This is a genomic window from Pseudomonas guariconensis (assembly GCF_900102675.1).
In the GTDB taxonomy this organism is placed as follows: domain Bacteria; phylum Pseudomonadota; class Gammaproteobacteria; order Pseudomonadales; family Pseudomonadaceae; genus Aquipseudomonas; species Aquipseudomonas guariconensis.
The window spans coordinates 1-22,614 of record NZ_FMYX01000008.1; the positions used below are offsets into that span (position 1 = coordinate 1).

Below are 22,614 nucleotides of genomic sequence, written 5' to 3' on the forward strand. Positions count from 1 at the left end.
AACTTCGCCCAGGCCACGCCCGATACACCGCGCACCCATGCGGCGATGCGCAACTGCGAACTGACGGTGCACATCGCCACCAAGCTCAACCGCTCGCACCTGGTGACCGGCCGTGATGCGTTGATCCTGCCGTGCCTGGGCCGCACCGAAATCGACCTGCAGGCCGAAGGCCCGCAAGGCATCACGGTCGAAGACACGTTCAGCATGGTGCACATCTCCCACGGCCAGCTCAAACCCCGCTCGCCGCACCTGCGCTCGGAGCCGGCGATCATTGCCGGCATGGCCAAGGCGACCCTGGGCAATCATCCGATCGATTGGGAATGGGTGATCGGCGACTATGGACGCATCCGCGAACTGATTGCCGATGTGATCCCAGGCTTTGCCGATTTCAACACGCGCCTGGCGCAGCCGGGTGGTTTCCATTTGGGCAACGCGGCCGCCGATCGTACGTGGAACACGGCGACTGGCAAGGCTCAGTTCACGCCCAGCGAACTGCCTGAACAGCTGGTCAACGCCAAGGTCCTGGCCCGCGGCGACAAGCCGGACCTGATCCTGCAGACGCTGCGCTCGCACGATCAGTACAACACCACCCTGTACGGCCTGGACGACCGCTACCGGGGCGTGTTCGGCCTGCGCGAGGTGGTGTTCGTCAACGAAGCTGACATCCGCCGCCTGGGCTTTGAGCCCGGCGAGCAGGTGGACATGGTGTCGCTGTGGGAAGACGGTCGCGAGCGGCGCGTATCGGGCTTCCGCCTGGTGGCCTACGACCTGCCCGAGGGCCAGGCGGCTGCCTACTACCCGGAGACCAACCCGCTGGTGCCGCTGGAGAGCTACGGCGAAGGGACCTACACCCCAACGTCGAAGTTCGTGGCGATCAAGCTTCAGAAGGCGCGTGCGGACAACAGAATCGAAGTCAGCCACGCAGACTGACTGACGGCCGGGGCTGCTTTGCGGCCCCAGCGTTCAGCGGTGAACCGGGTACGCCGTGGTGTACTTCATCTGCTCCATGGCAAAGCTCGAGGTAATGTTCGAAAGGCCTTCGGTGCTGGTAATCAGCTTCTTGTAGAAACGGTCATACGCGGCGATATCGCCCACCACTACCCGCAGCATGTAGTCCCAGTCGCCGGACATTCGATACACCTCCATCACTTCCTCGAACCCGGTCACGACCCTGGCGAATTGCTCGAGCCAGGCGCTGTCGTGACGCTGGGTCTTGAGCTGGACGAACACGGTCAGTCCCAGGCCCAGCTTTTCGGGGTCGAGCAGGGCGACGCGGCCGCGGATGAAACCCTCATCCTCCAGGCGCTTGACCCGCTTCCAGCAAGGCGTGGTCGAGAGATTGACGGCTTCGGCCAGGTCCTTGAGGGAGATGGAGGCATCGCGCTGGAGCAGGGTGAGGATGTGTTGATCGAAACTGTCCATACCGTTATTGGGCGCCCGTTGAGAAAAAGTTTCTCGAGATTAGCGTGCTTGAAGAATAACGAGAATAGCCAAACAGCCCAGGCAGCAGATTCATCCCCCGCTCGGCGAAGGGCAGTGGATATGCCATAGTGGCGCCTTCCTTCCTCATCATCGTCAATGGACCCGACCATGTCCGACAACAAGCCGCGCAATTTCGCCACCCGTACCATCCACGCCGGCGAGCAGACCAGCGTCGCCGACAACGCCATCTTCCCGGCCATCGTCACCACCAGCTCGTTCATCAAGCGCGGTCTGGATGATCACCCCGAATATGCCTACAGCCGGGTCAGCAACCCGACCCGCCATGCCTATGAAACCTGCGTCGCCGCCCTGGAAGAAGGCGTGGGCGCGGTCGCCACCGCTTCGGGTGTCGGCGCCACGGCCACCGTGCTGGAACTGCTGTCCAAAGACGCCCACGTCGTGGTGATGAACGGCGTGTACGGCGGTACCTTCCGCCTGCTGGAGGACTACCGCAGTCGCACCTCGGGCCTGACCACCACCTATGTCGACCTGAACGACCTGGAGGCCGTCGCCGCCGCCATTCGCCCTGAGACCCAACTGATCTGGATCGAGTCGCCGACCAACCCGTTGCTGCACCTGGTGGACATCCAGGCGGTGTGCACGCTGGCCCGTGAGCGCGGCATCCTCACCTGCATCGACAATACCTTCTGCTCGCCCTGGAACCAGCGCCCGATCACCCTGGGGGTCGATCTGGTGATGCATTCGGCGAGCAAGTACATCGGGGGGCACTCCGACCTGATCGGTGGCGTGGTGGTGGCGGCCAACGACGAGCTGCTCAAGCGCCTGCGCCGCATCAGCATGGCCGTGGGCGCGATCCAGGGGCCGTTCGACTGCTACTTGGCCCTGCGCGGGCTCAAGACCCTCGACGTGCGCATGGAGCGCCAGTGCGCCAACGCCCTGCGCGTGGCCCAGTTCCTGGAGGGGCATCCGCAGGTCGAGCAGGTGTATTACCCGCAGCTCGAAAGCCATCCGCAGCATGAGCTGTGCAAGCGACAGATGCGCGGCGGCGGCGCGGTGGTGGCGATGAAGATCAAGGGCGACCGCGCTGCGGTCAACCGCCTGGTGCAAGCGCTGTCGATCTTTGTGCTGGCCGATTCGCTGGGAGGGGTGGAGAGCATGATCAACCACTCCTGGAGCATGTCGCACAACTCCCTGAGCCCCGAGCAGAAGGGGCAGATGGGCATCAGCGAGAACCTGCTGCGCCTGTCGGTGGGTATCGAAGACTACCGCGACCTGATCGAGGATCTGGAGACCGGGCTCAAGGCTTCGGCCGGGGCGTAACGACAGCCGCTTGGGTCGTATGTCTGGCTTTCGCGGGTGAACCCGCTCCCATTGGCTTTTGCAGAACCTGTGGGAGCGGGTTCATCCGCGAATGTTTTTGAAGAGGGAATGTTAACTGGCGGGATGAACGATCCGTTCGATCTTGTCCTTGATCAGCAGGCGCTCCTTGCGCAAGCGATTGACCGCGTCGTCAGCGGTACCGTTGCCTTCGGCGGCCACCACTTCCTTGTCCTTGGCGTTGTACTCCTTGTGCAGTTGATGGAGCGTCTGGTCCTTGTCGATCAGCGCCTGGAAATCGTCAGCGGAAATGTGCAGGTCAGCGAGCAGATCATGCGGGACTGGCATTTCTTCACCTCGGGTCAGGGGTTGGCAAAAAGTCCTGAACCTTGAGGATAGTCGCCTTTGCCCGGTTGCGGGGCTGGAGTAGGCTGTGGCACTCCCGCCATGACCTGGAACCCGCGCCATGCCTCATCTGAACCTGGAATACAGCGACAACCTGGCCGATCTGAATGTCGATCTGCTGCTGATGCGCCTGAACCACACCCTGGTGGGCAGCGGGCAGTTCGCCGACGAGCTGGATATCAAGAGCCGTGCCCAGGCCTTCGCCCATTACCGGGTGGGCACCGCACCGCTCGAACGGGCGTTTGCCCATGTACGGCTGGCGATTCTCAGCGGGCGTTCGGCGCAGGTGAAGAAGCAGTTGTCCGCCAGCCTGCTGGAGGTGCTGAGCGAAGTAATCGCCGCTCGCGAGGGGCTGGATATCCAGCTGTGCGTAGAGGTGCAGGATATCGACCGCGAGCCTTACGCCAAGCTACATCTGCCCGCCGGGGAAAGATGAAATTCATTTAATGTTAAAAAGATATCAGCCAACCCTTTGTTGGCGTCTTTTTCACAAATTCTTGATGGTGCGCTTTCTAGAGTTCGGTCAACTTCCCCGGTGCCCTGCCAGGTGCGTGGGCCGATCTTAATTCTCGACTGCGAACATCATCTTGAACGTAAAAACACTGCGGGCCGAATGGGTCACGTTGCTGGCCAGTCTTTACCTGTTGATCGGGTTCAATACCGCGCTCTGGGAGCACCTGGAAACCGCTGTACCTCCAGGCATGGTGGGCATGTGGCTGTTACTGGCCTTCGCCGTGATGATGCTGTTCGCGTTCAACCTGCTGCTGACGCTGGTGGCGTTCAGGTATGTGCTCAAGCCATTGTTGATCGTGTTGTTCATGAGCGGCGCGGGGGTTGCCTATTTCATGAACCAGTACGGTGTGCTGATCGACACAGGCATGTTCCGCAACATGGCCGAGACCAACGTCGCCGAAGTCCGTGACCTGCTGTCGATCAAGTTTGCCCTTTACATCGGCCTGCTCGGCGTCCTGCCGTCGGTGCTGCTGTGGAAGGCCAGGATCGCCTATCGGCCCTGGCATCGCGAGCTGCTGGGCAAGCTGGTGGTCAGCGGTGCCTGCGTGGCGGCCCTGGGCTCAGTGGCGCTGGTCAACTACCAGGGGCTGTCTTCGCTGTTTCGCAACCACCATGAAATCCGCCTGATGCTCACCCCGAGCAACATCGTCGGCGCCTCGTTCGGTTATGTCAGCGAACGCCTGGGCAGTGCCGCGCGGCCGTTCCAGCACTACGGTGAGGACGCCAAGCGCGACACCCATGCCTGGCAGCGCCACGAACGCAAGTCGCTGACCGTGCTGGTGGTGGGGGAGAGCGCCCGGGCCGAGAACTTCGGGGTACTGGGTTATGGACGCGACACCACGCCTCGCCTGAACCAGGAGCAAGGCCTGCTGGCGTTCAGCGATGTGCATTCGTGCGGCACCGAAACTGCCGTGTCGGTGCCGTGCATGTTCTCTGGCATGCCACGCAAGGACTACGACGCTCGCGTTGCCAAGAACCGCGAAGGGCTCCTGGACATCCTCCAGCGCGCCGGCCTGAGCGTGCAGTGGCGCGACAACCAGTCCGGGTGCAAAGGCACCTGCGACCGGGTGCAGTTCGTCGATGTCAGCAACCTCAAGGACCCTAAGCTCTGCGCCGATGGTGAATGCCACGACGAGATCCTTCTGCAGGGCCTTGGCGAGCTGCTGGACAATCTGACTCAGGACACCGTGCTGGTACTGCACCAGATGGGCAGCCATGGCCCGGACTATTACAAGCGCTATCCGGCCAGCGCCGAGCGCTTCACCCCGGTGTGCCAGAGCAACGCCCTGAACCAGTGCGACCAGCAGGCCATCGTCAACAGCTATGACAACACCTTGGCTTACACTGACCAGGTGCTGGGCTCGCTGATCGATCTCCTGCGCAGCCGTCAGGACAAGGTCGACACCGCGATGATCTACCTCTCCGACCATGGCGAGTCGCTGGGCGAATACAACCTGTACCTGCATGGCACGCCCTACATGTTGGCGCCCGAGCAACAGCGTCATGTGCCGCTTTTGGTGTGGTTCTCCGACAGCTACCGCCAGGACTTCGCCCTCGACACCGACTGCCTGGGCCGTCTGCGCGACGCGCCGCTGAGCCAGGACAATCTGTTCCATTCGATGCTCGGCCTGTTGCAGGTGCGTACCGAGGTCTACCGGCAATCGATGGATATGTTCGCCAGCTGCCGGCCGTGGATGACCGCCGACCGTTGATCAAACCAAGGATGGCGCAGGTTTCACCCCCAATGCCCGCGCCGTATATACTGCCCGCCATTATTTGTGGGAGAGCCTCGTGGGCATCGAAATACACTGGATACGAGATGACCAGACCCTGGCCGAACACTGCCGGGCCTGGCGCGAGCTGCCCTTCGTGGCGCTCGACACCGAGTTCATGCGGGTCGACACGTTCTATCCCAAGGCCGGCCTGATCCAGGTCGGTGAAGGCAACCGGGCTTTTCTGATCGACCCATTGCTGATCCGCGACTGGCAGCCGCTGGCCGAGCTGCTCGAGGACAACGGCGTGGTCAAGGTGCTGCACGCCTGTAGCGAAGACCTGGAAGTGCTCCTGCGCCTGACCGGCAAGCTGCCGCAACCGCTGTTCGACACCCAGCTGGCTGCCGGCTATCTGAATATCGGCTTCTCCATGGGCTACTCGCGCCTGGTGCAAGAGGTCCTGGGCATCGAGCTGCCCAAGGGCGAAACCCGTTCGGACTGGCTGCAACGGCCATTGTCCGAAACCCAGGTCAGCTACGCCGCCGAGGATGCCGTGCACCTGGCCGAGCTGTTCAGTGCCCTGCGCCCGCGCCTGTCGGACGACAAGTATGCTTGGGTGCTCGAAGACGGCGCCGAGCTGGTTGCCCAGTTGCGCCGCGAAGTCGAGCCGGAGCTGCTTTATCGCGACGTGAAGCTCGCCTGGAAGCTCAGCCCCCAGCAACTGGCGGTGCTGCGCGAATTGTGCATCTGGCGCGAGCGTGAGGCCCGCAGCCGTGATGTACCGCGCAACCGCGTGCTGCGTGAGCACTCGCTTTGGCCCATGGCCAAAAGCCAGCCGGACAACCTGTCGGCCTTGGCCCGGATCGACGACATGCACCCGCGCACCATCCGCCAAGACGGCGAGTTCCTGCTTGGCTTGATCAAGCGCGCGGCGAGCCTGCCGGCCGAACAGTGGCCGCAAGCCTTGCCCGAGCCGCTGCCGATCGAGGCCTCCGGCATCCTCAAGCGTCTGCGCGCGGTCGGCCAGGCCGAAGGCGAGCGTCTGGGTATCGCCCCGGAACTGATGCTGCGCAAGAAAACCCTCGAAGCCTTGCTCAAGAGCGGCTTCCCCAACGGCCCCTATCAACTGCCCGATTCGCTGCGCGGCTGGCGCCGCGAGCGCATGGGCCAGGCCCTGCTGGACAGCCTGGCAGGCGCCGGAGACTCCTGATGAAACGTATTTGCTCGATCTACAAGAGCCCTCGCAAGAACGAAATGTACCTCTATGTGCTCAAGGCCGAGGGGCTGGCGCGAGTGCCCGAGGCCTTGCTGCCCTTCTTTGGCACCCCGGTGCATGCCTTCGACCTGGTGTTGACCCCCGAGCGCAAGCTGGCGCGTGAGGACATCGCCAAGGTGCTTGAGAACCTCGACAACCAGGGCTACCACCTGCAGATGCCACCGCCCGAGGACGACTACATCGAGCACCTGCCCGAAGAGCTGCTGCGCCGCAACGACCCGGCCTGACCTCGGCCCGGTCCCCATCGTTCGTCAAGCGACCCGCCTGCCGGGTCGTTTTCGTTGTTTGCCAAGGTTGTCTTCTACATGCGCGTTCTGATCGCTGAACAGGATCATGCCAACTATGCCCGCCTGCTGGGCGAGGCGGCGCCAGAGCTGGATATCGTGACCAGCGGCGATTCCGCCGAATTATCGCGTCTGGCGCCTGACTGCCCGGTATGGCTGGGCCAGCCCGACCTGCTTGCCAGTCTGCTGCGCCAGGGGCATGCGCCCCGGTGGATACAGTCCACCTGGGCCGGCATCACGCCGCTGCTGGCCAAAGGCCTGCCGCGTGATTACCGCCTGACCCGTGCGGTCGGTATCTTCGGCCAGGTGATGGCCGAATACATGCTCACCTACATGCTGATTCACGAGCGCGACGTGCTGGCGCGTCTGGTCAGTCAAGTCGAGCGCCGTTGGGATGATCGTCCGGGGCGCTCCCTCGAAGGTCGTCGGGTGCTCGTGGTGGGCACGGGCGATATCGGCCAGCGGGTCGCCGAGTTTCTCGTGCCGTTCGGCGTGACCTTGTATGGCATTGCCAGCAGTGCCCGCGAGCAGGCGCCATTCGTCGAGGTGGCCGGGCTCGAGGACTTGCCGCGAATGGTGGCGCAGGCCGACTACGTGCTCAACCTGCTGCCGGACACGCCGGCGACGCATGATCTCTACGATGCTGCTCTGTTCAAGTGCTTCAAGCCCAGCGCTCTGTTCATCAATGCCGGGCGCGGCGTGGCAGTGGTCGATGCCGACCTGGTGGAAGCCTTGAAGCAGGGCCATCTGGCCGGGGCAGTGATCGATGTCTGCCGGCAGGAGCCGCTGCCTCAGCGCCATCCGTTCTGGACGGCCTGGGGCCTGCTGTTGACCGGGCACAGCTCGGCGCCCACCTCGCCGGTGGCGATGGTGCGGTTGTTTGTCGAGAACATGCAGGCGTATCAGGCGGGGCAGGGGTTGCGCGGGGAAGTGGATTTCAAGCGCGGGTACTGAGTCGGTCGCAGTTCGCGGATGAACCCGCTCTCACAAAGACCGCACGGTCTCTTGCAGGAGCGGGTTCATCCGCGCATAAGGGCCGGGAGAGCCTCAGAGGCTGAAGTCGCCCTCGGCCGCCAGTTCGCTCAGCGGACGGCGTGGGCTTGGCTCTTCACGCGCTTGCAGGGCCTCGGCCAAGGTGGCCTTGTCGCCGAGCTTGCCGATCGCCACCATCGCGTGCAGCGCATAGCCTTCGGGGATTTTCAGCTCCTTGCGAGCCAGCTCCTGATCGAAACCGGCCATGCCATGGGTGTGCCAGCCGCTGATGCTGGCTTGCAGCGCCAGGTGGCCCCAGGCGGAACCGGTGTCGAAGGTGTGCCACAGGGCCGGTTTTTCCTCGCTGGAGCCAGGGGCGGCGAAGGTGGTCTTGGACATCACCAGTACCAGCGCCGAGGCCTGTTGCGCCCAGCTGCGGTTGAACTCGTTGAGGATGCCCAGGTAGCGCTCCCAGTTCGCCGTGTCACGGCGGGCATACAGGAAGCGCCAAGGCTGTGAGTTGTAGGCCGAAGGCGCCCAGCGCGCGGCCTCCAGGAAACTCAGCAGGGTCTGCTCGCTGATCGGCTCGGCGGTGAACGCCCGTGGCGACCAGCGGTTGATGAACTGCTCATTGATGGCGTAGTCGGCGATGCGTGGGTTGGCGCTCATGCGTGCTCCTGCAAATGGACGGGAAAGCGCGCACGCTACTGCGTCTGGTCGGCACTGACAAGCGGTCTGGCTTTGGTTCGGGACAGGCTCTAGACTGGCGCCGCCATGGCGGCAGCTGCGCGTTTGAAGCTGCTAGCCACAAGAAAAAGCCGTTACGCCCGCTCTTGCTTGAAGCGTGTTGTTTCAAGCATGCCGCTGGCCCAAGCAGGAACACGTGTGATGATCGCCGATACCGCGCCCTTCTGGCGGCGCAAGACCCTCGAGCAACTCGACCCGCAAGAATGGGAGTCGCTGTGCGACGGCTGCGGCCTGTGTTGCCTGCAGAAGCTCGAGGACGAGGACGACAACAGCGTCTACTACACGCGCATCGCCTGCAAACTGCTAGACCTCACCACCTGCCAGTGCAGCGACTACCCGAACCGATTCGCCCAGGTGCCCGACTGCATCCAGCTCACCCCGGGCAAGGCCGACCAGTTCAAGTGGTTGCCCACCACCTGCGGCTATCGCTTGGTCAGTGAAGGCAAGGACTTGCCTGCCTGGCATCACTTGGTCTGCGGGGATCGCAACCAAGTGCATGAACAGCGTATTTCCCAGTCTGGGCGCATGCTCAGCGAGCACGATGTCGACGAGGACGACTGGGAAGACCACCTCATCTTCCGCGCCGGCTGATCACGTCGCGCATTTTTGTCTTTCGCTTCTGGGAACAAGGAGTTTCTGCATGCGTTGCCATTTGTTGTGGGTTCTGGGCCTTCTGGCCTGTACGCCGGCCTGGGCCAAGAAAGTCGATCTGGATTACCAGGTGCGCCTGCTGCCGGCGAGCGGGCAGGCCGAGGTGCATCTGACCCTGGCCGATGGCAGTGTGGTGCGCAGCCTGGACTTCGACCTGGGCAAGCACAGGGCGTACAGCGATTTTCACGCCGATGGCCAATGGCAGGTGCAGGGCGAGCGGGGGATTTGGCGCCCGGCCTCGGGCAAGACCCAGCTCAGCTATCGCGTGCAGCTCGACCAAAAACCACGGGGCGGCGCCTATGAAAGCCGCATCACGCCGCACTGGGCGTTGTTTCGCGGGGACCAGCTGGTGCCGCCAGCGCGCCTGGACCAGCAGGACGGCACCGAGCTGGTGGCGCGCCTGATGTTCGAGTTGCCGACAGGCTGGAAGAGCGTAGAAACCGCTTGGCCACGTATCGGCAAGCAGAAGTTTCGCATCGACGATGTCTCGCGCCTGTTCGACCGTCCGACCGGCTGGATGCTTGCTGGCAACCTTGGCAGTCGCCGGGCGCGGTTGGGCGAGACGGAGGTCACCGTGGCCGCGCCGCAAGGCCAGGGCTTGCGGCGGATGGACACACTGACTTTGTTGACTTTCGTCTGGCCGCAGGTGCAGGCCGTGTTCCCGCGCAATCCGCCCAAACTGCTGTTGGTGGGGGCGCGGGATGAAATGTGGCGCGGGGCGCTGGCCGGGCGTAATTCCATCTATCTGCACAGCAACCGGCCATTGATCGGTGAAAGTGGCGCCAGCCCTTTGATGCGTGAGTTGGTTCAGGTATTCGCCCAGATCAACGACCGTGAGGGCAGCGACTGGCTCGGGGAAAGCCTGGCTGACTACTACGCCACCGAGCTGCTGCGCCGGGCTGGGGGGCTCAGTGACGACCGTTACGAGGCCTGGCAGGCGCGCCTGCACAAACAGGCGGCCAAGGTCACCCGTCTGAAAGGGGAGAGGGCTGATGCCGCCCAGGTTGCCCGAGGTGTGCTGCTGCTCCAGGCCCTGGACCGCGAGATCCGCCTGCACACCCAGAACAAACGCTCGCTGGACGACGTCACCCGTGCGTTGATGCGCCTGCCCAGCGTCAGCACGGCAGAGTTCATCCAGCTCAGCGAAAGCGTGCTGGGACGATCTTCCGAGGTGCTGGACAGCAAGGTTCTGCGCTGAAGTTCCGAGGGTTTGTCCGCGGGTAAGCCCGCTCCACAGATGTTTCGATGTTCCCACTGTGAGGCGGCTTTACCAGCGAATGCGCCACGCAGGCGGCTCAGCCTTTGGCCTTGAGCGCCTTCAACTGCTCCGCACTGCGTTCGATATCGTCGCGCAGGCGCAGGTATTCCGCCCTGTGACGTTGCCACCATGCCTTGGTCGAGCAGTGTCCGCTGATCCCGCGGGCCAGGGCCATGCCGCCTACCACGATCTGCAGCAGCCCGAGCGCGCCGCCATGGCGCAGCCCCTTGCCGATCATCAGCGCGCCGCCTGCCAGGGAGCTGGCACGCTCCCAGCCGTGGACATTATGGGTATGCACAAGCAAAGGGGTATCACGCATGGCTTGGTCTCCGTGTGGGGTGTAAGTAACTGACCCGCTACGGCTGCTGGCCGTTCAGTTCGATTGCCAGGCGGAACCTGTTGGAGAGCGTTTCAACCGCGCGAAGGCCCCCTCGCGAAGGTGGTGTTCATTTGAATTTGGGCCCCGAGCGGGTATTGAGCCCCTTGGCCATGCGGTCATACAGCACCACATTCACCGTTGCCGCCAGGTTCATGCAGCCTTCGGTGGGGATGTAGATGGTTTCTTCGCACCAGGCCCGGACATCGGCGCTCAGGCTGCCGTCTTCGGGGCCGAAGATGTAGAGCGCGCGGTCGGGATGGGTGTACTCGGGCAGGGGGCGGGCGCCTTCGACCAGTTCCACGGCCACCGGGGTGCAGCCCAGGGGGATGATGCGCTGCAGATCGTCGATACCGATCAGCGGGATGTCGTAGTGCACGCGTTTGGTGTCGGTGACGAAGTCGCGGGCGCGCTCATAACGCTTGCCGGTGTAGAACACCGAATTGACGCCGTAGCAACCTGCTGCGCGCATCACCGAACCTACGTTCTCTGCCGACTTGGGATTGAACAGGCCGATGCAGCTGTACCGTTTGTTTGCCACGTGCCGGGGTCCTTCGCAAAAAAAGCGCGATTATACGGACTCGCCGGCGGCAGCGGAGGCGATTCGACGATCAGTCTTTCTTGAGCAGGCTCGCAAGGCCGGCGAACGGGTTGTGGGTTGCCTTGGCGATGCTCGGGGTACTGGTGGAACCTTCGCTGAAATACTGCTGGTCGGTGTAGCGCGAGTGCTCGTTGTCGTGGCAGTACAGGCACAGCAGCTCCCAGTTCGAACCATCCTGGGGGTTGTTGTCGTGGTTGTGGTCGCGGTGATGCACGGTCAGTTCGCTCAGGCGCTTGCCGGAGAACTCGCGGGCGCAGCGGCCGCAGACGTGCGGGTACATCTTCAGGGCCTTGTCGCGGTAGCCCATTTCCTTGTCGCGCTTGGCGTCGGCGAGGATGCGGTCGAGGCGGGCAGCGGCGGCGGAAGTAGAGGCCGAGCTCATGGGTGTTACCTTTCTAGTGTTCAGGCGGATGACGGTTTTACCGTTGAGTCTAGCGCGCCTGCGCTGTCCTCGGACAGGCGAAAACGCAGGAATGGGCATAGCCTGTAGGTAGGTTCCAGACAGGAGGTTGCTGATGTTTCCTGCGATCCTCGCCGTATCGATCCTTGCTCTTGCGCCGTGCGCCGAGGCTGCGGGCCAGCCGACGCCGCGGATCAACACGTCAGTGCCAGGGGCGCCGGGCACGCCGACGCCGACACCTTACCCACAGATCACCCCGAGCACGCCGCCCAAGGCCGGCGACAACCGGCCCGGTGCGCCGCTGCTGCCGCCGATGCCGCTGCCCGGGCCGCGCAAAGACCAGCCTCTGCCAGGGCTACAGCCGGAGCCGCCGAAGGCGCCGATCAAGCATTAGCGGCTGGGTGAAATGCGGATTACATCACCCCCAGCTCGTTGAGCACGAAGGCATACTCCAGCGCCACATCGCGCAGCCCCTGGTAACGGCCGCTCATGCCACCGTGGCCGGCGCCCATTTCGGTCTTGAGCAGCAGCAGGTTGTCGTCGGTCTTGCAGGTACGCAGACGTGCCACCCACTTGGCTGCCTCCCAATACTGCACGCGGCTGTCGTTGTAGCCGGCGACCACCAGCATGGCTGGGTAGGCCTGGGCCTTGAGGTTCTCGTAGGGGGCGTAGGCCTTGATCCGCTGGTACACGTCCGGCTCCTGCGGATTACCCCATTCGTCGTATTCAGTGACGGTCAGCGGCAGCTCTGGGTCGAGCATGGTGTTGAGCACGTCGACGAACGGCACCTCGGCAATGGCGCAACGGAAGAGCTCCGGGCGCTGGTTGAGCACCGCACCTATCAGCAAGCCGCCGGCGCTGCCGCCACTGATGGCCAGGTGCGCGGAGTCGGTCACACCTTCGGCGATCAGGTGTTCGGCGCAGGCGATGAAGTCATCGAAGCTGTTCTGCTTGTGTTCCTGCTTGCCAGCCCGGTACCAGGCCTCGCCCAGCTCGCCGCCGCCACGCACATGGGCGATGGCGAAGGCCACGCCCCGTTGCAGCAGGCTCAGACGGGCATGGGAGAACCAAGGATCGAGGCTTTCGCCATAGGCACCATAGCCGTACAGGTAGAGCGGCACGCATTTGCCCAGATCGTCACGGCGGCGCACCAGGCTGATCGGTACCCGGGTACCGTCCTTGGCCACCGCCCACAGGCGCTGGCTGACGTAGTCGTCGGCGTCGAACTCACCCAGCACCGGCGTCTGCTTGAGCACGGCCTGGGCGCCGCTGGCCAAGTCCAGCTGGCGCACTTGGGCCGGCCGATTGAGCGCTTCGTAGCGCAGGCGCACGCGGGGGCTGACGAACTCCAGGCTGTCTTGCACGTACAGGCTATAGGCGGCATCCGGCAGCTCGACGCGGTAGGGCGGCAGGTCGCGCGGGTGCACTTCGATGATCGGCAGGCCGCCTTCGCGCAGGCTCAGGGTCAGCGCGCTGGCATTGAGGCTCAGGCCTTCGAGCATGATGTCGTCACGATGGGGGACCAGCACTTGCCATTGATCACGGGTCGGCACCTGCTCGGCCGGGGCGTGGAACAGGGCGAAATTGATACCGTCCTGGTTACTGCGGATGAACCAGCGCCACTGGCCGTCGAGCTGGCCGTGGTCGGGGTAGTACTCGTGATCCTCGACCCGGGGCGCCAGGCACGTGAACGCGGCCTGTGGAGTCGCGGCGTCCAGTACCCAGGCTTCGCTGGTGGTCTTGCTGTTGAGCAGCAGCACCAGCTGGCGCTCGGAGCTGGTGCGATAGCAATGCAGGAAAAACCGCCCATCGGCTTCCTCGAACACGCTCTGGGCGGTGTCCTCACCGAGGGTGTGACGGCGCAGGCGCCATGGGCGGTGGGTGTCGTCCAGCTCGGCGAAGAACAGCGTGCGGCTGTCGTTGGCCCAGGTCATGCTGCCGTCGCAGTCCTCGAAGGGCAGGGTGGTGACCGCGCCGCTGGTCAGGTCCTTGACGTACAGGGTATAGATTTCGTCGCCGCTGGTATCGAGGCTGTAGGCCAGCAGGCGATGGTCGGGGCTGACGTTGAAGGAGCCCAGCGCCAGGAAGCCGCCAGCAGCCAGCACGTTGGGGTCGAGTAGCAGTTCTTCGCGGCTTTCATCGACGGTGTTGCTGTCGTCCGCCGGACGCGGGCAGCGGTAGTGGCGCGGGTATTCATCGCCTGCTGTGGTGCGGGTGTAGTACAGGTACGGGCCCCAGGGGGAGGGCAGCGACAGGTCGGTTTCCAGGATACGGCCCTTGATTTCCTCGAACAGTTGCTCGCGCAAGGGAGCCTGGTCGGCCAGGCAGGCCTGCTGGTAGGCATTTTCCGCGTTCAGGTAAGCCAGCACCTGGGGCGTGTCGCGCTGTTGCAGCCAAGCATACGGGTCGGGGGCGTTGTCGGCGTGGGCGATCGGCGGCTGGGGCGTGTTGGGCATTGGCAGTCTCATGGCAAGGGGTGGGCTGCATGGGCCTGTTCGCGGGTAAGCCTGCTCCTACGGGTCGTCTGCATGGCTTGCGACCTGTGGAATCGGGATTGCCCGTGAAGAGGGCGGCGCGGTCCAAAAGTGTTTATCATAGGCGTCTCTTTACCTGGCTTGCACGAACACCATGACCGAGAACGACTATACGCTCGCCTGGGGCTTGTACGCCCTTGCCGCCCTGGGCTGCCTGTGGGTGGGTTTCAAGCTCACTGGCTGGATGTGGCGCTGGCTGCGCGAACCGCTGCGGGTGGTCATGGCGGTGCTGTTGCTGACGCCCACCATCGTTGACCCGGTCAAGGAAAGCTTCGCGCCGGCCATCGCCATCACGGCGCTGGACGTGGCCTTCAAGGTCGGCAACAACGCCTGGCGCGCTGCTTCGGACCTGGCTATGTACGGTTTGATTGCGTTCATCCTGTACGGGGTGTTCGTGGTGGTGCGCTGGCCGCTGGAAAAACGCGCCCGCGAACGCCGGGCCAACGCCGATGCCGCCGCCAAGCGCCAGGCTGCCGAGGATGAGCAGGTGATGGTCGAGGCCCCGGTCGCCGCCGACCGTCGCGACCGCTACCGCGACGATCCGCTGCCGGCGGCGCCTGTCGGCACCGGCCGTGGCCGGGTCGAGCCACGTCTGTAGGCAAGGGGCATCGAACATGTGCGAACTGCTGGGCATGAGTGCCAACGTCCCCACTGACATCGTCTTCAGTTTCACCGGCCTGATGCAGCGCGGTGGGCGTACCGGCCCGCACCGCGACGGCTGGGGCATCGGTTTCTACGAAGGGCGTGGCCTGCGGGTGTTCCAGGACCCGGCCGCGAGCAGCGAGTCGGAAGTGGCCAATCTGGTGCAGCGCTATCCGATCAAGAGTGAAGTGGTCATCGGTCATATCCGACAGGCCAACGTCGGCAAGGTGTGCCTGTCCAATACCCACCCGTTCGTGCGTGAGCTCTGGGGCCGCAACTGGTGCTTTGCGCACAACGGCCAGCTGGGCGATTTCCGTGGCCAGACCACCTTCTACCGCCCGGTGGGCGATACCGACAGCGAGGCGGCGTTTTGCGACTTGCTCAACCGCGTGCGTGAAGCCTTCCCGGAACCGGTTGAAATCGAACAGCTGCTGCCGGTGCTGGTCGAAGCCTGTGCCGGCTATCGCGGCCAAGGCGTGTTCAATTGCCTGCTGAGCGACGGCGATTGGTTGTTCTGCTTCTGCTCGACCAAGCTTGTGCACATCACCCGCCGTGCGCCGTTCGGGCCGGCGCGCCTGAAGGACTTCGACCTGAACGTCGACTTCCAGGCTGAAACCACCCCCAACGATGTGGTCACGGTGATCGCCACCGAGGCCCTGACCGAAAACGAGACCTGGCACCGCTACGAGCCGGGTCAATGGGCCCTGTGGCGGCATGGCGAGTGCGTAGCCCAGGGGCAGAGCTAGGGAAGCCATTGCATGTTCAGAGGTTACCTGCGGTTGCTGTTGTTCACCTTCGGCTTGTTGGTCGGTCTTCAGGTTCCGGGGCTGATCAAGGATTACAGCCAACGGGTCGAAGCGCACCTGTTCGAGTCGCGTGAGGCGCTCTCAGGGTTCGAAGAGACGGCGCAACGCTTCTTCAAAGGCGACCTGCAAGCCCTCATACGCCATTACCGCAGCAGCGATGACCCGGTGTTCAACAGCGATGCCAACAGCATCGAAAGCCTGCTGATCCGCAACCAGTTGCTGGAAAACGAGTGGCAGGCGCTGCAAGGCCCGTGGCTGAGCCGCACCTGGCATGTGCTGGTGCAGGCCGATCCTCAGTTGCGTGAGGAAACCCTCAATGGCTACAGCTATCAGATCCTGCTGGTGCCCGAGGCGATCGGCTGGGGTTTGGGCGCCGGCTTCGTGCTGGCGTTGGTGATCGAAAGCCTGTTGCTGGGGCTTGGTTGGGTGGCGCTTGGCGGGCGTCGCACGGCCGTCAAAGAGAGCTGGCGCTAAGGCCCGCGGGAAACCCGCTCCCACAGGGCCGGGGCAAACTTCACGTTCAGCGGCGTGCCTGTGGGAGCGGGTTTGCCCTTGTAGATGACACCGCCGTCGATTCAGACCAGCACGATCCGCTGCTCCCCCGCATCCTGCGCGTAGCGCTCCAGCACTTGCCGACACAGGCTCACCACTTCTTCCACCAGCTCCACCCCGGTCTGCCAGGCCACCACCAGCTCAAGGCTCGGCGGTGGCTGCAAGCCACCCAGCAGCACCAACTCGCCGCGGGCAAGTTCGGCATCGACCAGCGCCGGGGGCAGGGCGCCGATGCCGAAGCCATCGCGCAGCAGGCGGGTGATGGCTGCCACTGAATTCACGCAATTCAAACGAGGTGTCTCGGCGCCGGCCGCCTGCAGCAGGCTGAGCACCTCCTGGTGCGGGCGCGAGTTCTTCGAGAAGGTGATGATCCGTTCGCGGGCAAGCTCGGCCAGCGAGGCATAGTCATGCTGCTGGGTCGAGCCCGCGGCAACGATCCAGCCCATGGGGTAGCGTGCCAGGTCCAGGCTGCGGATCGACTCCTGGCGCAGCAGGTCGGTCTGCAGGATCACGTCGAGAAAGCCCTTCTGCAGCTGCTCGCGCAGGTTCAGGGCCGTGTCGGCCACCAGTTCGATCTCTACCTGCGGGTAGCGCTCGGTCAGTTCGGCCACCAGGGCACTCATCCAGGTGTGGATGACCGTATCCATCACGCCGATGCGGATCCGCCCGACCTTGGCCCGGTCAGTGTCCAGCGACTGTTTCATGGCCTTGGCGGTGTCGAGCATGCGCTCGGCATATTCGAGCACCTTGCTGCCCTCCGGTGTCAGGCTGACTCCGCGCGAATCGCGCAACAGCAGCTTCACGCCCAGGTCCGCCTCCAGCGCGGCGATGCGGCTGGACACCGAGGCCTGGGTGGTGAAGAGCTTCTCGGCGGTGAGGCGAAAGCTCTTGAGCCGGGCAACCCAGACGAAGGTTTCGAGGAAGCGAAGGTTCATGATCAGTTTTTCTTGTTCCAGACCGGCGGTTTTTATCGTTGGACGCCCAGCGCACGGCCTCTGAACAATGACGCCCAGGCCGCGACGCAACGCGTCGCCCAGAGAACAATACCAACAAGCCGAGGCAATCATGAACCCAACCGGCGTGCAGCAGCAGGCTTCCCCCCGGCCGTCCAACGGCCCCTTCGCCTGGTACCGCGACATCGACCGTCAGCAACGACGCACCTTCTGGAGTTGCAAGATCGGCTACGGCCTCGATGGCATGGACACCCAGATGCTGAGTTTCGTCATCCCCACGTTGATCCTGATGTGGGGCATCACCACCGCCGAGGCTGGGCTGATCCATACCAGCACCCTGATCGCCTCGGCCCTGGGCGGCTGGATTGCCGGCATTCTCTCCGACCGCATCGGCCGGGTGCGCACCCTGCAACTGACCGTGCTGTGGTTCGCCTTCTTCACTTTCCTGTGCGGCTTCGCCCAGAGCTATGAGCAACTGCTGATCGCCCGGACCCTGATGGGCTTCGGCTTTGGCGGCGAGTGGACGGCCGGCGCGGTGCTGATCGGTGAGGTGATCCGCGCCCAGGACCGTGGCAAGGCCGTGGGCATGGTGCAGTCCGGCTGGGCCATCGGCTGGGGATTGACGGCGATCCTCTATGCGTTGCTGTTCTCCTTCCTGCCGCCGGAGCAGGCCTGGCGGGCGCTGTTCCTGCTGGGCATCGTGCCGGCAGTGTTCGTGATCTTCGTCCGCCGCCTGGTCAAGGACCCGGAGGTCTACCGCCAAGCCAAGGCTGTGGAAAAGGCCCAGGCGCCGTCGCATTTTTATGAAATCTTCGCCCCAGGCATGCTCTGGACCACCCTGCGCGCCTCGCTGCTGACGACCGGCGCCTTGGGCGGTTACTACGCGATCACCTCTTGGCTTCCGACCTTCCTCAAGAACGAGCGTGGCCTGAGCGTGCTGGGCACCGGCGGCTACCTGGCCATGGTCATCGTCGGCTCCTACGTGGGTTATGTGATCAGCGCGTACCTGACCGATCTGCTGGGTCGCAAGAAGAACTTCATCCTGTTCGCTGTCGGCTCGTTCGTCATCGTGCTGCTTTATACCCAGATCCCGGTCAGTGACGGCGTCATGCTGTGGCTGGGTTTTCCGCTGGGGTTCTTCGCTTCGGGCATCTTCAGCGGCATGGGGGCCTTCCTGACCGAGCTGTTCCCCACCCGCATTCGCGGTTCGGGGCAGGGCTTTTGCTACAACGTGGGGCGCGCCATCGCTGCGTTCTTCCCGCTGCTGATCGGCATGCTCAGCCAGAAAGTGCCTTTGGGCCTGGGCATTGGTGGTTTTGCCGCGGTGTCCTACGGTGTGGTGATCCTCGCGGCCCTGAGCCTGCCTGAAACACGCGGCAAAGAACTCCAGGCACGGTAAGGTAGGCACATGAACAACCACAAGAGAGTTCGACCGGTGAAACGCCTGCTTCTCAATTGCGACATGGGCGAGAGTTTCGGCAGTTGGCGCATGGGCCTGGACGCCGAGGTGATGCCTTACATCGATTGCGCCAACATCGCTTGCGGCTACCACGCAGGCGACCCCGGCACCATGCGCCGCACCGTGGCCCTGGCACTGGAGCACGGCGTGACCATCGGCGCGCACCCGGCTTACCCGGACCTGGTCGGTTTCGGCCGCCGCTCCATGGCGTGCAGCAACGAGGAGATCCGAGACCTGCTGCATTACCAGATCGGCGCGCTGGAGGGGATCTGTAAGGTGCTGGGCAGCCGCGTGGCCTACGTCAAACCCCATGGCGCGCTGTACAACGACATGATGGCCGACCCACTCAAGCTGCGCGCAGTACTCGAGGCCGTGGCCGCCTATGATACGGGACTGCCGGTGATGCTGATGGCCACCGCCGACGACAGCGCCGCACGCGCCCTGGGCGAGGCGATCGGTGTGCCGTTGTGGTTCGAGGCCTTTGCCGACCGGGCCTATACCGCTAGCGGTCATCTGGTTTCCCGGCGCCTGCCCGGCGCGGTGCATCACGACCCGGCCTTGGTGATCGAGCAGGCCTTGCGCCTGGCCCGTGGTGAGGCGCTGGTGGCCGATGACGGCAGTGCTGTGCAACTGGATGCCGGTACCCTCTGCGTGCATGGCGACAATGACAGCTCCGTGGCGGCCGTGCGGCAGATCCGCCAGGCCCTCGACGCCTTGGAGCAGCCATGAATCCATGCATCGAGGTGGTGGCCATCGACAGCTTGATGGTGCGCCTGTTCGACGTCATCGATGAGGCCAACATGCCGTGGATCCTGGCTGCCAGCCAGCGCCTGCGCACAGCCTTCGGGGCGGGGCTGGTGGATTTGGTCCCCTCCTATACCACCGTGATGGTGCAGTTCGAGCAGGCACCTGGGCAGGCGCGCGCGCTGATCGACCAGGCATTGGCGGATTTGCAGCCGGATGCGGGCAACACCGGGCGTCGCCATGAGATCCCGGTCTGGTACCACGCCAGCGTCGGGCCGGAGCTGCCGGTGCTGGCTGCCCGCAGCGGCCTGAGCGAGGCGGAGGTGATCGGCCTGCACAGCGAGCGGGAGTACCCGGTATTTGCCCTGGGTTTCGCGCCGGGGTTCGGTTTCATGGGCTTGGTGGACGAACGCCTGGCCAGCCCACGCCTGAGTACCCCGCGCAAGCGCGTGGCAGCGGGCAGCGTGGGCATCGCCGAGCGCCAGACCGCCGCCTACCCGGCGGTCTCGCCAGGCGGCTGGAACCTGATCGGCCGCACCCCGGTGCGCTTGTTCGACCACGCACGTGAGGGTTACAGCCTGCTGCAACCAGGTGATCGGGTGCGTTTCGTGGCGGTGTCTCACGAGCAGTTCATGGCATTGGGCGGCGACGACAGCCCGTTGGAGGCCCTGGCATGAAGCGATTGACGATCGAGTCCAGCACCGCGCTGTGTCAGTTGCAGGATGCCGGGCGTTTCGGCGTACGCCACCTAGGCGTGACCCAGGGTGGGGCGTTGGATTGGGTGGCGATGTACTGGGCCAACTGGCTACTGGGCAATGCGCTGGATGCGCCGGTGGTGGAGGTGACGCTGGGGGGCTTCACGCTGGTCGCCGAGGACGATTGCACCTTGGCCCTGGCCGGTGGAGATCTGGATGCGCGTGTCGACGATCAGCCTGTCCAGCCCTGGCGCAGCTTGCGTTTGGGCAAGGGCCAGCGTCTGAGTCTTCGCCAACCTCGGCAAGGCGCGCGGGCTTACGTGGCAGCGCCTGGCGGGTTCCAGGCCGAGACGGTATTGGGCAGTTGCGCGACCGTGGCACGCGAGGCGCTCGGCGGCCTCGATGGGCGAGGGAAGGCGCTGGCCAAAGGGCAAGTTTTGTCGTTCGCCAAGGGGGCGCCTGCCTTGCGTGAAGTGGCGCAGCATTTGCGTCCGACCTACCCGCAAAAGCCCGAACTGGAGCTGGTCATGGGCGCACAGATCGGCGCATTCAGTGGCACCAGCTTGTTCGAGGCGTTCAATCGTGAGTGGACCCTGGACAGCCGCGCCGACCGCATGGGTATGCGCCTGCTCGGGCCGCAGTTGGTCTACCAGAGCGCGCCGATGATTTCGGAGGGTATCCCCTTGGGCGCCGTGCAGGTGCCGCCGGACGGGCAGCCGATCGTGCTGCTCAATGACCGGCAGACCATTGGTGGGTATCCACGGCTTGGAGCGCTGACGCCCCTGGCGCTGGCGCAACTGGCGCAGTGCCTGCCCGGGGCGGTGGTGCGCTTCAGGGCGGTGGTGCAGGAGCTGGCCTGGCAGCAGCAGCAGGCTTATCTGCAACGTTGGCGGTGAGGCTGCCGGCCCTCTGGCGGGTCAATCGGAGCGCCGGACCCCGGCTTGCACAAGGTACGTACTTAAGCCGGTAGGTGCGGGCTGACCTGCGACGGGCCTATGCAGGGCAGTTGCTCAGGTGCAGCACAGTCCGCAATGGATGTGCTGCACCTGTGGGCGCGGGTTTACCCGCGAAACGGGCGACGCCATTACTTGGACAGGTAACGCATCCCGTCTTCCAGCCCCTGCAAGGTCAGCGGGTACATCTTGTCTTCGATCAGCTCGCGCACCAGATGGGTGGAGGCGGTGTAGTCCCAGGCCTGCTTGGGATACGGATTGATCCAGATGATCTTCCTGAACTTCTCCATGAAACGCTGCATCCACACGTACCCGGCTTCCTCGTTCCAATGCTCCACGCTACCGCCCGGCTGGGTGATCTCGTAAGGCGCCATGGCCGCATCGCCGACGAATACCACTTTGTAGTCGTCGCCATACTTGTGCAGCAGGTCGAAGGTGGAGAAGCGCTCCGATGTACGGCGCAGGTTGTTCTTCCACACCGACTCGTAGACGAAGTTGTGGAAGTAGTAGTACTCCATGTGCTTGAACTCGGTCTTGCACGCGGAGAACAGCTCCTCGCAGACCTTGACGTGGGCGTCCATGGAGCCGCCAATGTCGAACAGCAACAGCAGCTTGACCGTGTTGCGCCGCTCCGGGCGCATCTGGATGTTCAGCAGCCCTGCATCCCGTGCGGTGTGGTCGATGGTGCCATCGATGTCCAGTTCCTCGGCAGCGCCTTCGCGGGCGAACTTGCGCAGGCGACGCAAAGCCAGCTTGATGTTGCGTGTGCCCAGTTCGACCTGGTCGTCGAGGTTCTTGTATTCGCGCTGGTCCCATACCTTGACCGCCTTGCCCTGGCGTTTGCCGGCCTCGCCCACGCGGATGCCTTCGGGGTTGTAGCCGCCGGAGCCGAATGGGCTGGTACCGCCGGTGCCGATCCATTTGTTGCCGCCGGCGTGACGTTCCTTCTGTTCTTCAAGGCGTTTCTTGAATTCCTCGATCAGCTTGTCCAGCCCGCCCAGGGACTGGATCTGCGCACGTTCCTCGTCACTGAGCGAGCGCTCGAACTCCTTGCGCAGCCAATCTTCGGGGATCAACGCCTCCAGGTGTCGGTCGAGATTCTCCAGGCCCTTGAAGTAGGCGGAGAAGGCCCGGTCGAACTTGTCGAAATGCCGCTCGTCCTTCACCAGGATGGCCCGCGCCAGGTAATAGAACTCGTCCATGTCGGCGAACACCACCCGCTGCTGCAAGGCATTGAGCAGGTCGAGCAGTTCGCGCACCGACACCGGCACCTTGGCCGCGCGCATTTCGTTGAACAGATTGAGCAGCATGGCCGGCTCCT

At 64.1% G+C, this 22,614-nt stretch carries 26 protein-coding genes; 17 read left to right on the forward strand and 9 right to left on the reverse strand.

Translation table 11 applies throughout. The annotated features are described in order from the left end of the window. Positions 1-930 (forward strand): FdhF/YdeP family oxidoreductase (locus BLS27_RS14330; protein ID WP_279614982.1); only part of this gene is annotated, 930 nt, incomplete at its 5' end. A 33-nt stretch (positions 931-963) separates the two neighbouring features. On the opposite strand, the gene BLS27_RS14335 is transcribed toward BLS27_RS14330, so the two are convergent. Beyond that, positions 964-1,422, reverse strand: coding sequence for an Lrp/AsnC family transcriptional regulator (locus tag BLS27_RS14335; RefSeq protein ID WP_090345330.1), 459 nt, complete (start codon positions 1,420-1,422; stop codon positions 964-966). Between the two features lie 156 nt (positions 1,423-1,578). On the opposite strand from BLS27_RS14335, the gene BLS27_RS14340 reads away from it, so the two are divergent. Further along, the gene (locus tag BLS27_RS14340; RefSeq protein ID WP_090345332.1) at positions 1,579-2,763 is read left to right on the forward strand and encodes a trans-sulfuration enzyme family protein; all 1,185 of its coding nucleotides are present in this window, start codon (positions 1,579-1,581) and stop codon (positions 2,761-2,763) included. Positions 2,764-2,874: 111 nt separating this feature from the next. Here BLS27_RS14340 and BLS27_RS14345 read toward each other — a convergent pair whose 3' ends face one another. Continuing rightward, positions 2,875-3,108: an HP1242/YdcH family protein gene (locus BLS27_RS14345; RefSeq protein ID WP_090345334.1), complete on the reverse strand. Its 234-nt coding sequence runs from the start codon at positions 3,106-3,108 to the stop codon at positions 2,875-2,877. A 118-nt stretch (positions 3,109-3,226) separates the two neighbouring features. Here BLS27_RS14345 and BLS27_RS14350 point away from each other — a divergent pair, with 118 nt between their 5' ends. From BLS27_RS14350 to BLS27_RS14370, 5 genes are all read left to right on the forward strand, one after another. Beyond that, positions 3,227-3,601, forward strand: a complete 375-nt coding sequence (locus BLS27_RS14350; protein ID WP_043215822.1) for a 5-carboxymethyl-2-hydroxymuconate Delta-isomerase — start codon at positions 3,227-3,229, stop codon at positions 3,599-3,601. Positions 3,602-3,749: 148 nt separating this feature from the next. Then, positions 3,750-5,390 (forward strand): phosphoethanolamine transferase, encoded by a 1,641-nt coding sequence (locus BLS27_RS14355; protein WP_070571425.1) that lies wholly within the window; start codon positions 3,750-3,752, stop codon positions 5,388-5,390. A 79-nt stretch (positions 5,391-5,469) separates the two neighbouring features. After that, positions 5,470-6,600, forward strand: a complete 1,131-nt coding sequence (rnd, locus tag BLS27_RS14360) for a ribonuclease D (RefSeq protein ID WP_070571426.1) — start codon at positions 5,470-5,472, stop codon at positions 6,598-6,600. Continuing rightward, positions 6,600-6,893: a YcgL domain-containing protein gene (locus BLS27_RS14365; protein WP_043215465.1), complete on the forward strand. Its 294-nt coding sequence runs from the start codon at positions 6,600-6,602 to the stop codon at positions 6,891-6,893. Before rnd ends, BLS27_RS14365 begins: the two co-directional genes overlap by 1 nt. A gap of 78 nt (positions 6,894-6,971) precedes the next feature. Further along, on the forward strand, positions 6,972-7,904 hold the full coding sequence (locus BLS27_RS14370; protein ID WP_043215467.1) for a D-2-hydroxyacid dehydrogenase: 933 nt from the start codon (positions 6,972-6,974) through the stop codon (positions 7,902-7,904). A 93-nt stretch (positions 7,905-7,997) separates the two neighbouring features. On the opposite strand, the gene BLS27_RS14375 is transcribed toward BLS27_RS14370, so the two are convergent. Further along, positions 7,998-8,591, reverse strand: coding sequence for a nitroreductase family protein (locus BLS27_RS14375; protein WP_043215469.1), 594 nt, complete (start codon positions 8,589-8,591; stop codon positions 7,998-8,000). Positions 8,592-8,810: 219 nt separating this feature from the next. On the opposite strand from BLS27_RS14375, the gene BLS27_RS14380 reads away from it, so the two are divergent. Both BLS27_RS14380 and BLS27_RS14385 read left to right on the forward strand, forming a co-directional pair. Continuing rightward, complete coding sequence (locus BLS27_RS14380) at positions 8,811-9,260, forward strand: YcgN family cysteine cluster protein (RefSeq protein ID WP_043215470.1); 450 nt, start codon at positions 8,811-8,813, stop codon at positions 9,258-9,260. Positions 9,261-9,309: 49 nt separating this feature from the next. Continuing rightward, positions 9,310-10,518, forward strand: coding sequence for a hypothetical protein (locus BLS27_RS14385; RefSeq protein ID WP_090345336.1), 1,209 nt, complete (start codon positions 9,310-9,312; stop codon positions 10,516-10,518). Positions 10,519-10,615: 97 nt separating this feature from the next. Here the strand turns inward: BLS27_RS14385 and BLS27_RS14390 are convergent, their stop codons facing one another. The 3 genes from BLS27_RS14390 to BLS27_RS14400 form a co-directional block, all read right to left on the reverse strand. Beyond that, positions 10,616-10,897 (reverse strand): YgaP family membrane protein, encoded by a 282-nt coding sequence (locus BLS27_RS14390; protein ID WP_043215502.1) that lies wholly within the window; start codon positions 10,895-10,897, stop codon positions 10,616-10,618. A 127-nt stretch (positions 10,898-11,024) separates the two neighbouring features. Continuing rightward, complete coding sequence (locus tag BLS27_RS14395) at positions 11,025-11,495, reverse strand: RNA methyltransferase (protein WP_043215476.1); 471 nt, start codon at positions 11,493-11,495, stop codon at positions 11,025-11,027. A gap of 70 nt (positions 11,496-11,565) precedes the next feature. Beyond that, positions 11,566-11,937: a YajD family HNH nuclease gene (locus BLS27_RS14400; RefSeq protein ID WP_090345338.1), complete on the reverse strand. Its 372-nt coding sequence runs from the start codon at positions 11,935-11,937 to the stop codon at positions 11,566-11,568. A 133-nt stretch (positions 11,938-12,070) separates the two neighbouring features. On the opposite strand from BLS27_RS14400, the gene BLS27_RS14405 reads away from it, so the two are divergent. Then, positions 12,071-12,349 carry a hypothetical protein gene (locus BLS27_RS14405; RefSeq protein WP_043215479.1) on the forward strand — a complete coding sequence of 93 codons (279 nt, stop codon included), beginning with the start codon at positions 12,071-12,073 and terminating at the stop codon, positions 12,347-12,349. Between the two features lie 19 nt (positions 12,350-12,368). Here the strand turns inward: BLS27_RS14405 and BLS27_RS14410 are convergent, their stop codons facing one another. Beyond that, positions 12,369-14,411, reverse strand: a complete 2,043-nt coding sequence (locus BLS27_RS14410; protein ID WP_090345340.1) for a S9 family peptidase — start codon at positions 14,409-14,411, stop codon at positions 12,369-12,371. A 172-nt stretch (positions 14,412-14,583) separates the two neighbouring features. On the opposite strand from BLS27_RS14410, the gene BLS27_RS14415 reads away from it, so the two are divergent. From BLS27_RS14415 to BLS27_RS14425, 3 genes are read left to right on the forward strand one after another with little or no spacing between them, the layout of a single operon-like run. Further along, the gene (locus tag BLS27_RS14415) at positions 14,584-15,087 is read left to right on the forward strand and encodes a hypothetical protein (RefSeq protein ID WP_043215483.1); all 504 of its coding nucleotides are present in this window, start codon (positions 14,584-14,586) and stop codon (positions 15,085-15,087) included. A 16-nt stretch (positions 15,088-15,103) separates the two neighbouring features. Next, complete coding sequence (locus BLS27_RS14420; RefSeq protein ID WP_043215485.1) at positions 15,104-15,877, forward strand: class II glutamine amidotransferase; 774 nt, start codon at positions 15,104-15,106, stop codon at positions 15,875-15,877. 12 nt (positions 15,878-15,889) lie between these two features. Further along, positions 15,890-16,411, forward strand: a complete 522-nt coding sequence (locus BLS27_RS14425; protein WP_043215487.1) for a DUF2937 family protein — start codon at positions 15,890-15,892, stop codon at positions 16,409-16,411. A 101-nt stretch (positions 16,412-16,512) separates the two neighbouring features. On the opposite strand, the gene BLS27_RS14430 is transcribed toward BLS27_RS14425, so the two are convergent. Further along, entirely contained in the window at positions 16,513-17,424 is a 912-nt protein-coding gene (locus tag BLS27_RS14430) for a LysR family transcriptional regulator (RefSeq protein ID WP_043215489.1), read from the reverse strand. Positions 17,425-17,554: 130 nt separating this feature from the next. Here BLS27_RS14430 and BLS27_RS14435 point away from each other — a divergent pair, with 130 nt between their 5' ends. Genes BLS27_RS14435 through BLS27_RS14450 form a run of 4 tightly spaced genes read left to right on the forward strand, consistent with a single transcriptional unit; the run spans position 17,555 to position 21,236 of the window. Continuing rightward, entirely contained in the window at positions 17,555-18,841 is a 1,287-nt protein-coding gene (locus BLS27_RS14435) for an MFS transporter (RefSeq protein WP_090345342.1), read from the forward strand. Positions 18,842-18,850: 9 nt separating this feature from the next. Then, positions 18,851-19,630, forward strand: a complete 780-nt coding sequence (locus BLS27_RS14440) for a 5-oxoprolinase subunit PxpA (protein WP_090345344.1) — start codon at positions 18,851-18,853, stop codon at positions 19,628-19,630. Further along, positions 19,627-20,322, forward strand: a complete 696-nt coding sequence (gene pxpB, locus BLS27_RS14445) for a 5-oxoprolinase subunit PxpB (RefSeq protein WP_090345346.1) — start codon at positions 19,627-19,629, stop codon at positions 20,320-20,322. The genes BLS27_RS14440 and pxpB overlap by 4 nt, the downstream gene beginning before the upstream one ends. After that, entirely contained in the window at positions 20,319-21,236 is a 918-nt protein-coding gene (locus BLS27_RS14450; protein WP_090345348.1) for a 5-oxoprolinase subunit C family protein, read from the forward strand. Before pxpB ends, BLS27_RS14450 begins: the two co-directional genes overlap by 4 nt. Before the next feature lie 188 nt (positions 21,237-21,424). Here the strand turns inward: BLS27_RS14450 and BLS27_RS14455 are convergent, their stop codons facing one another. Further along, positions 21,425-22,603, reverse strand: coding sequence for a vWA domain-containing protein (locus BLS27_RS14455; protein WP_043209273.1), 1,179 nt, complete (start codon positions 22,601-22,603; stop codon positions 21,425-21,427). Between the last annotated feature and the right edge of the window lie 11 nt (positions 22,604-22,614).

Coding starts and splice junctions, on each gene's coding strand:
- BLS27_RS14375 (WP_043215469.1), bottom strand. CDS start 8,591: ATGAGCGCCAACCCACGCATCGCCGACTACGCCATCAATGAGCAGTTC.
- BLS27_RS14385 (WP_090345336.1), top strand. CDS start 9,310: ATGCGTTGCCATTTGTTGTGGGTTCTGGGCCTTCTGGCCTGTACGCCG.
- BLS27_RS14440 (WP_090345344.1), top strand. CDS start 18,851: ATGAACAACCACAAGAGAGTTCGACCGGTGAAACGCCTGCTTCTCAAT.
- BLS27_RS14350 (WP_043215822.1), top strand. CDS start 3,227: ATGCCTCATCTGAACCTGGAATACAGCGACAACCTGGCCGATCTGAAT.
- BLS27_RS14340 (WP_090345332.1), top strand. CDS start 1,579: ATGGACCCGACCATGTCCGACAACAAGCCGCGCAATTTCGCCACCCGT.
- BLS27_RS14430 (WP_043215489.1), bottom strand. CDS start 17,424: ATGAACCTTCGCTTCCTCGAAACCTTCGTCTGGGTTGCCCGGCTCAAG.
- BLS27_RS14400 (WP_090345338.1), bottom strand. CDS start 11,937: ATGAGCTCGGCCTCTACTTCCGCCGCCGCTGCCCGCCTCGACCGCATC.
- BLS27_RS14415 (WP_043215483.1), top strand. CDS start 14,584: ATGACCGAGAACGACTATACGCTCGCCTGGGGCTTGTACGCCCTTGCC.
- BLS27_RS14365 (WP_043215465.1), top strand. CDS start 6,600: ATGAAACGTATTTGCTCGATCTACAAGAGCCCTCGCAAGAACGAAATG.
- BLS27_RS14370 (WP_043215467.1), top strand. CDS start 6,972: ATGCGCGTTCTGATCGCTGAACAGGATCATGCCAACTATGCCCGCCTG.
- BLS27_RS14405 (WP_043215479.1), top strand. CDS start 12,071: ATGTTTCCTGCGATCCTCGCCGTATCGATCCTTGCTCTTGCGCCGTGC.
- pxpB (WP_090345346.1), top strand. CDS start 19,627: ATGAATCCATGCATCGAGGTGGTGGCCATCGACAGCTTGATGGTGCGC.
- BLS27_RS14450 (WP_090345348.1), top strand. CDS start 20,319: ATGAAGCGATTGACGATCGAGTCCAGCACCGCGCTGTGTCAGTTGCAG.
- BLS27_RS14420 (WP_043215485.1), top strand. CDS start 15,104: ATGTGCGAACTGCTGGGCATGAGTGCCAACGTCCCCACTGACATCGTC.
- BLS27_RS14335 (WP_090345330.1), bottom strand. CDS start 1,422: ATGGACAGTTTCGATCAACACATCCTCACCCTGCTCCAGCGCGATGCC.
- BLS27_RS14425 (WP_043215487.1), top strand. CDS start 15,890: ATGTTCAGAGGTTACCTGCGGTTGCTGTTGTTCACCTTCGGCTTGTTG.
- BLS27_RS14390 (WP_043215502.1), bottom strand. CDS start 10,897: ATGCGTGATACCCCTTTGCTTGTGCATACCCATAATGTCCACGGCTGG.
- BLS27_RS14380 (WP_043215470.1), top strand. CDS start 8,811: ATGATCGCCGATACCGCGCCCTTCTGGCGGCGCAAGACCCTCGAGCAA.
- BLS27_RS14345 (WP_090345334.1), bottom strand. CDS start 3,108: ATGCCAGTCCCGCATGATCTGCTCGCTGACCTGCACATTTCCGCTGAC.
- BLS27_RS14435 (WP_090345342.1), top strand. CDS start 17,555: ATGAACCCAACCGGCGTGCAGCAGCAGGCTTCCCCCCGGCCGTCCAAC.
- BLS27_RS14410 (WP_090345340.1), bottom strand. CDS start 14,411: ATGCCCAACACGCCCCAGCCGCCGATCGCCCACGCCGACAACGCCCCC.
- BLS27_RS14455 (WP_043209273.1), bottom strand. CDS start 22,603: ATGCTGCTCAATCTGTTCAACGAAATGCGCGCGGCCAAGGTGCCGGTG.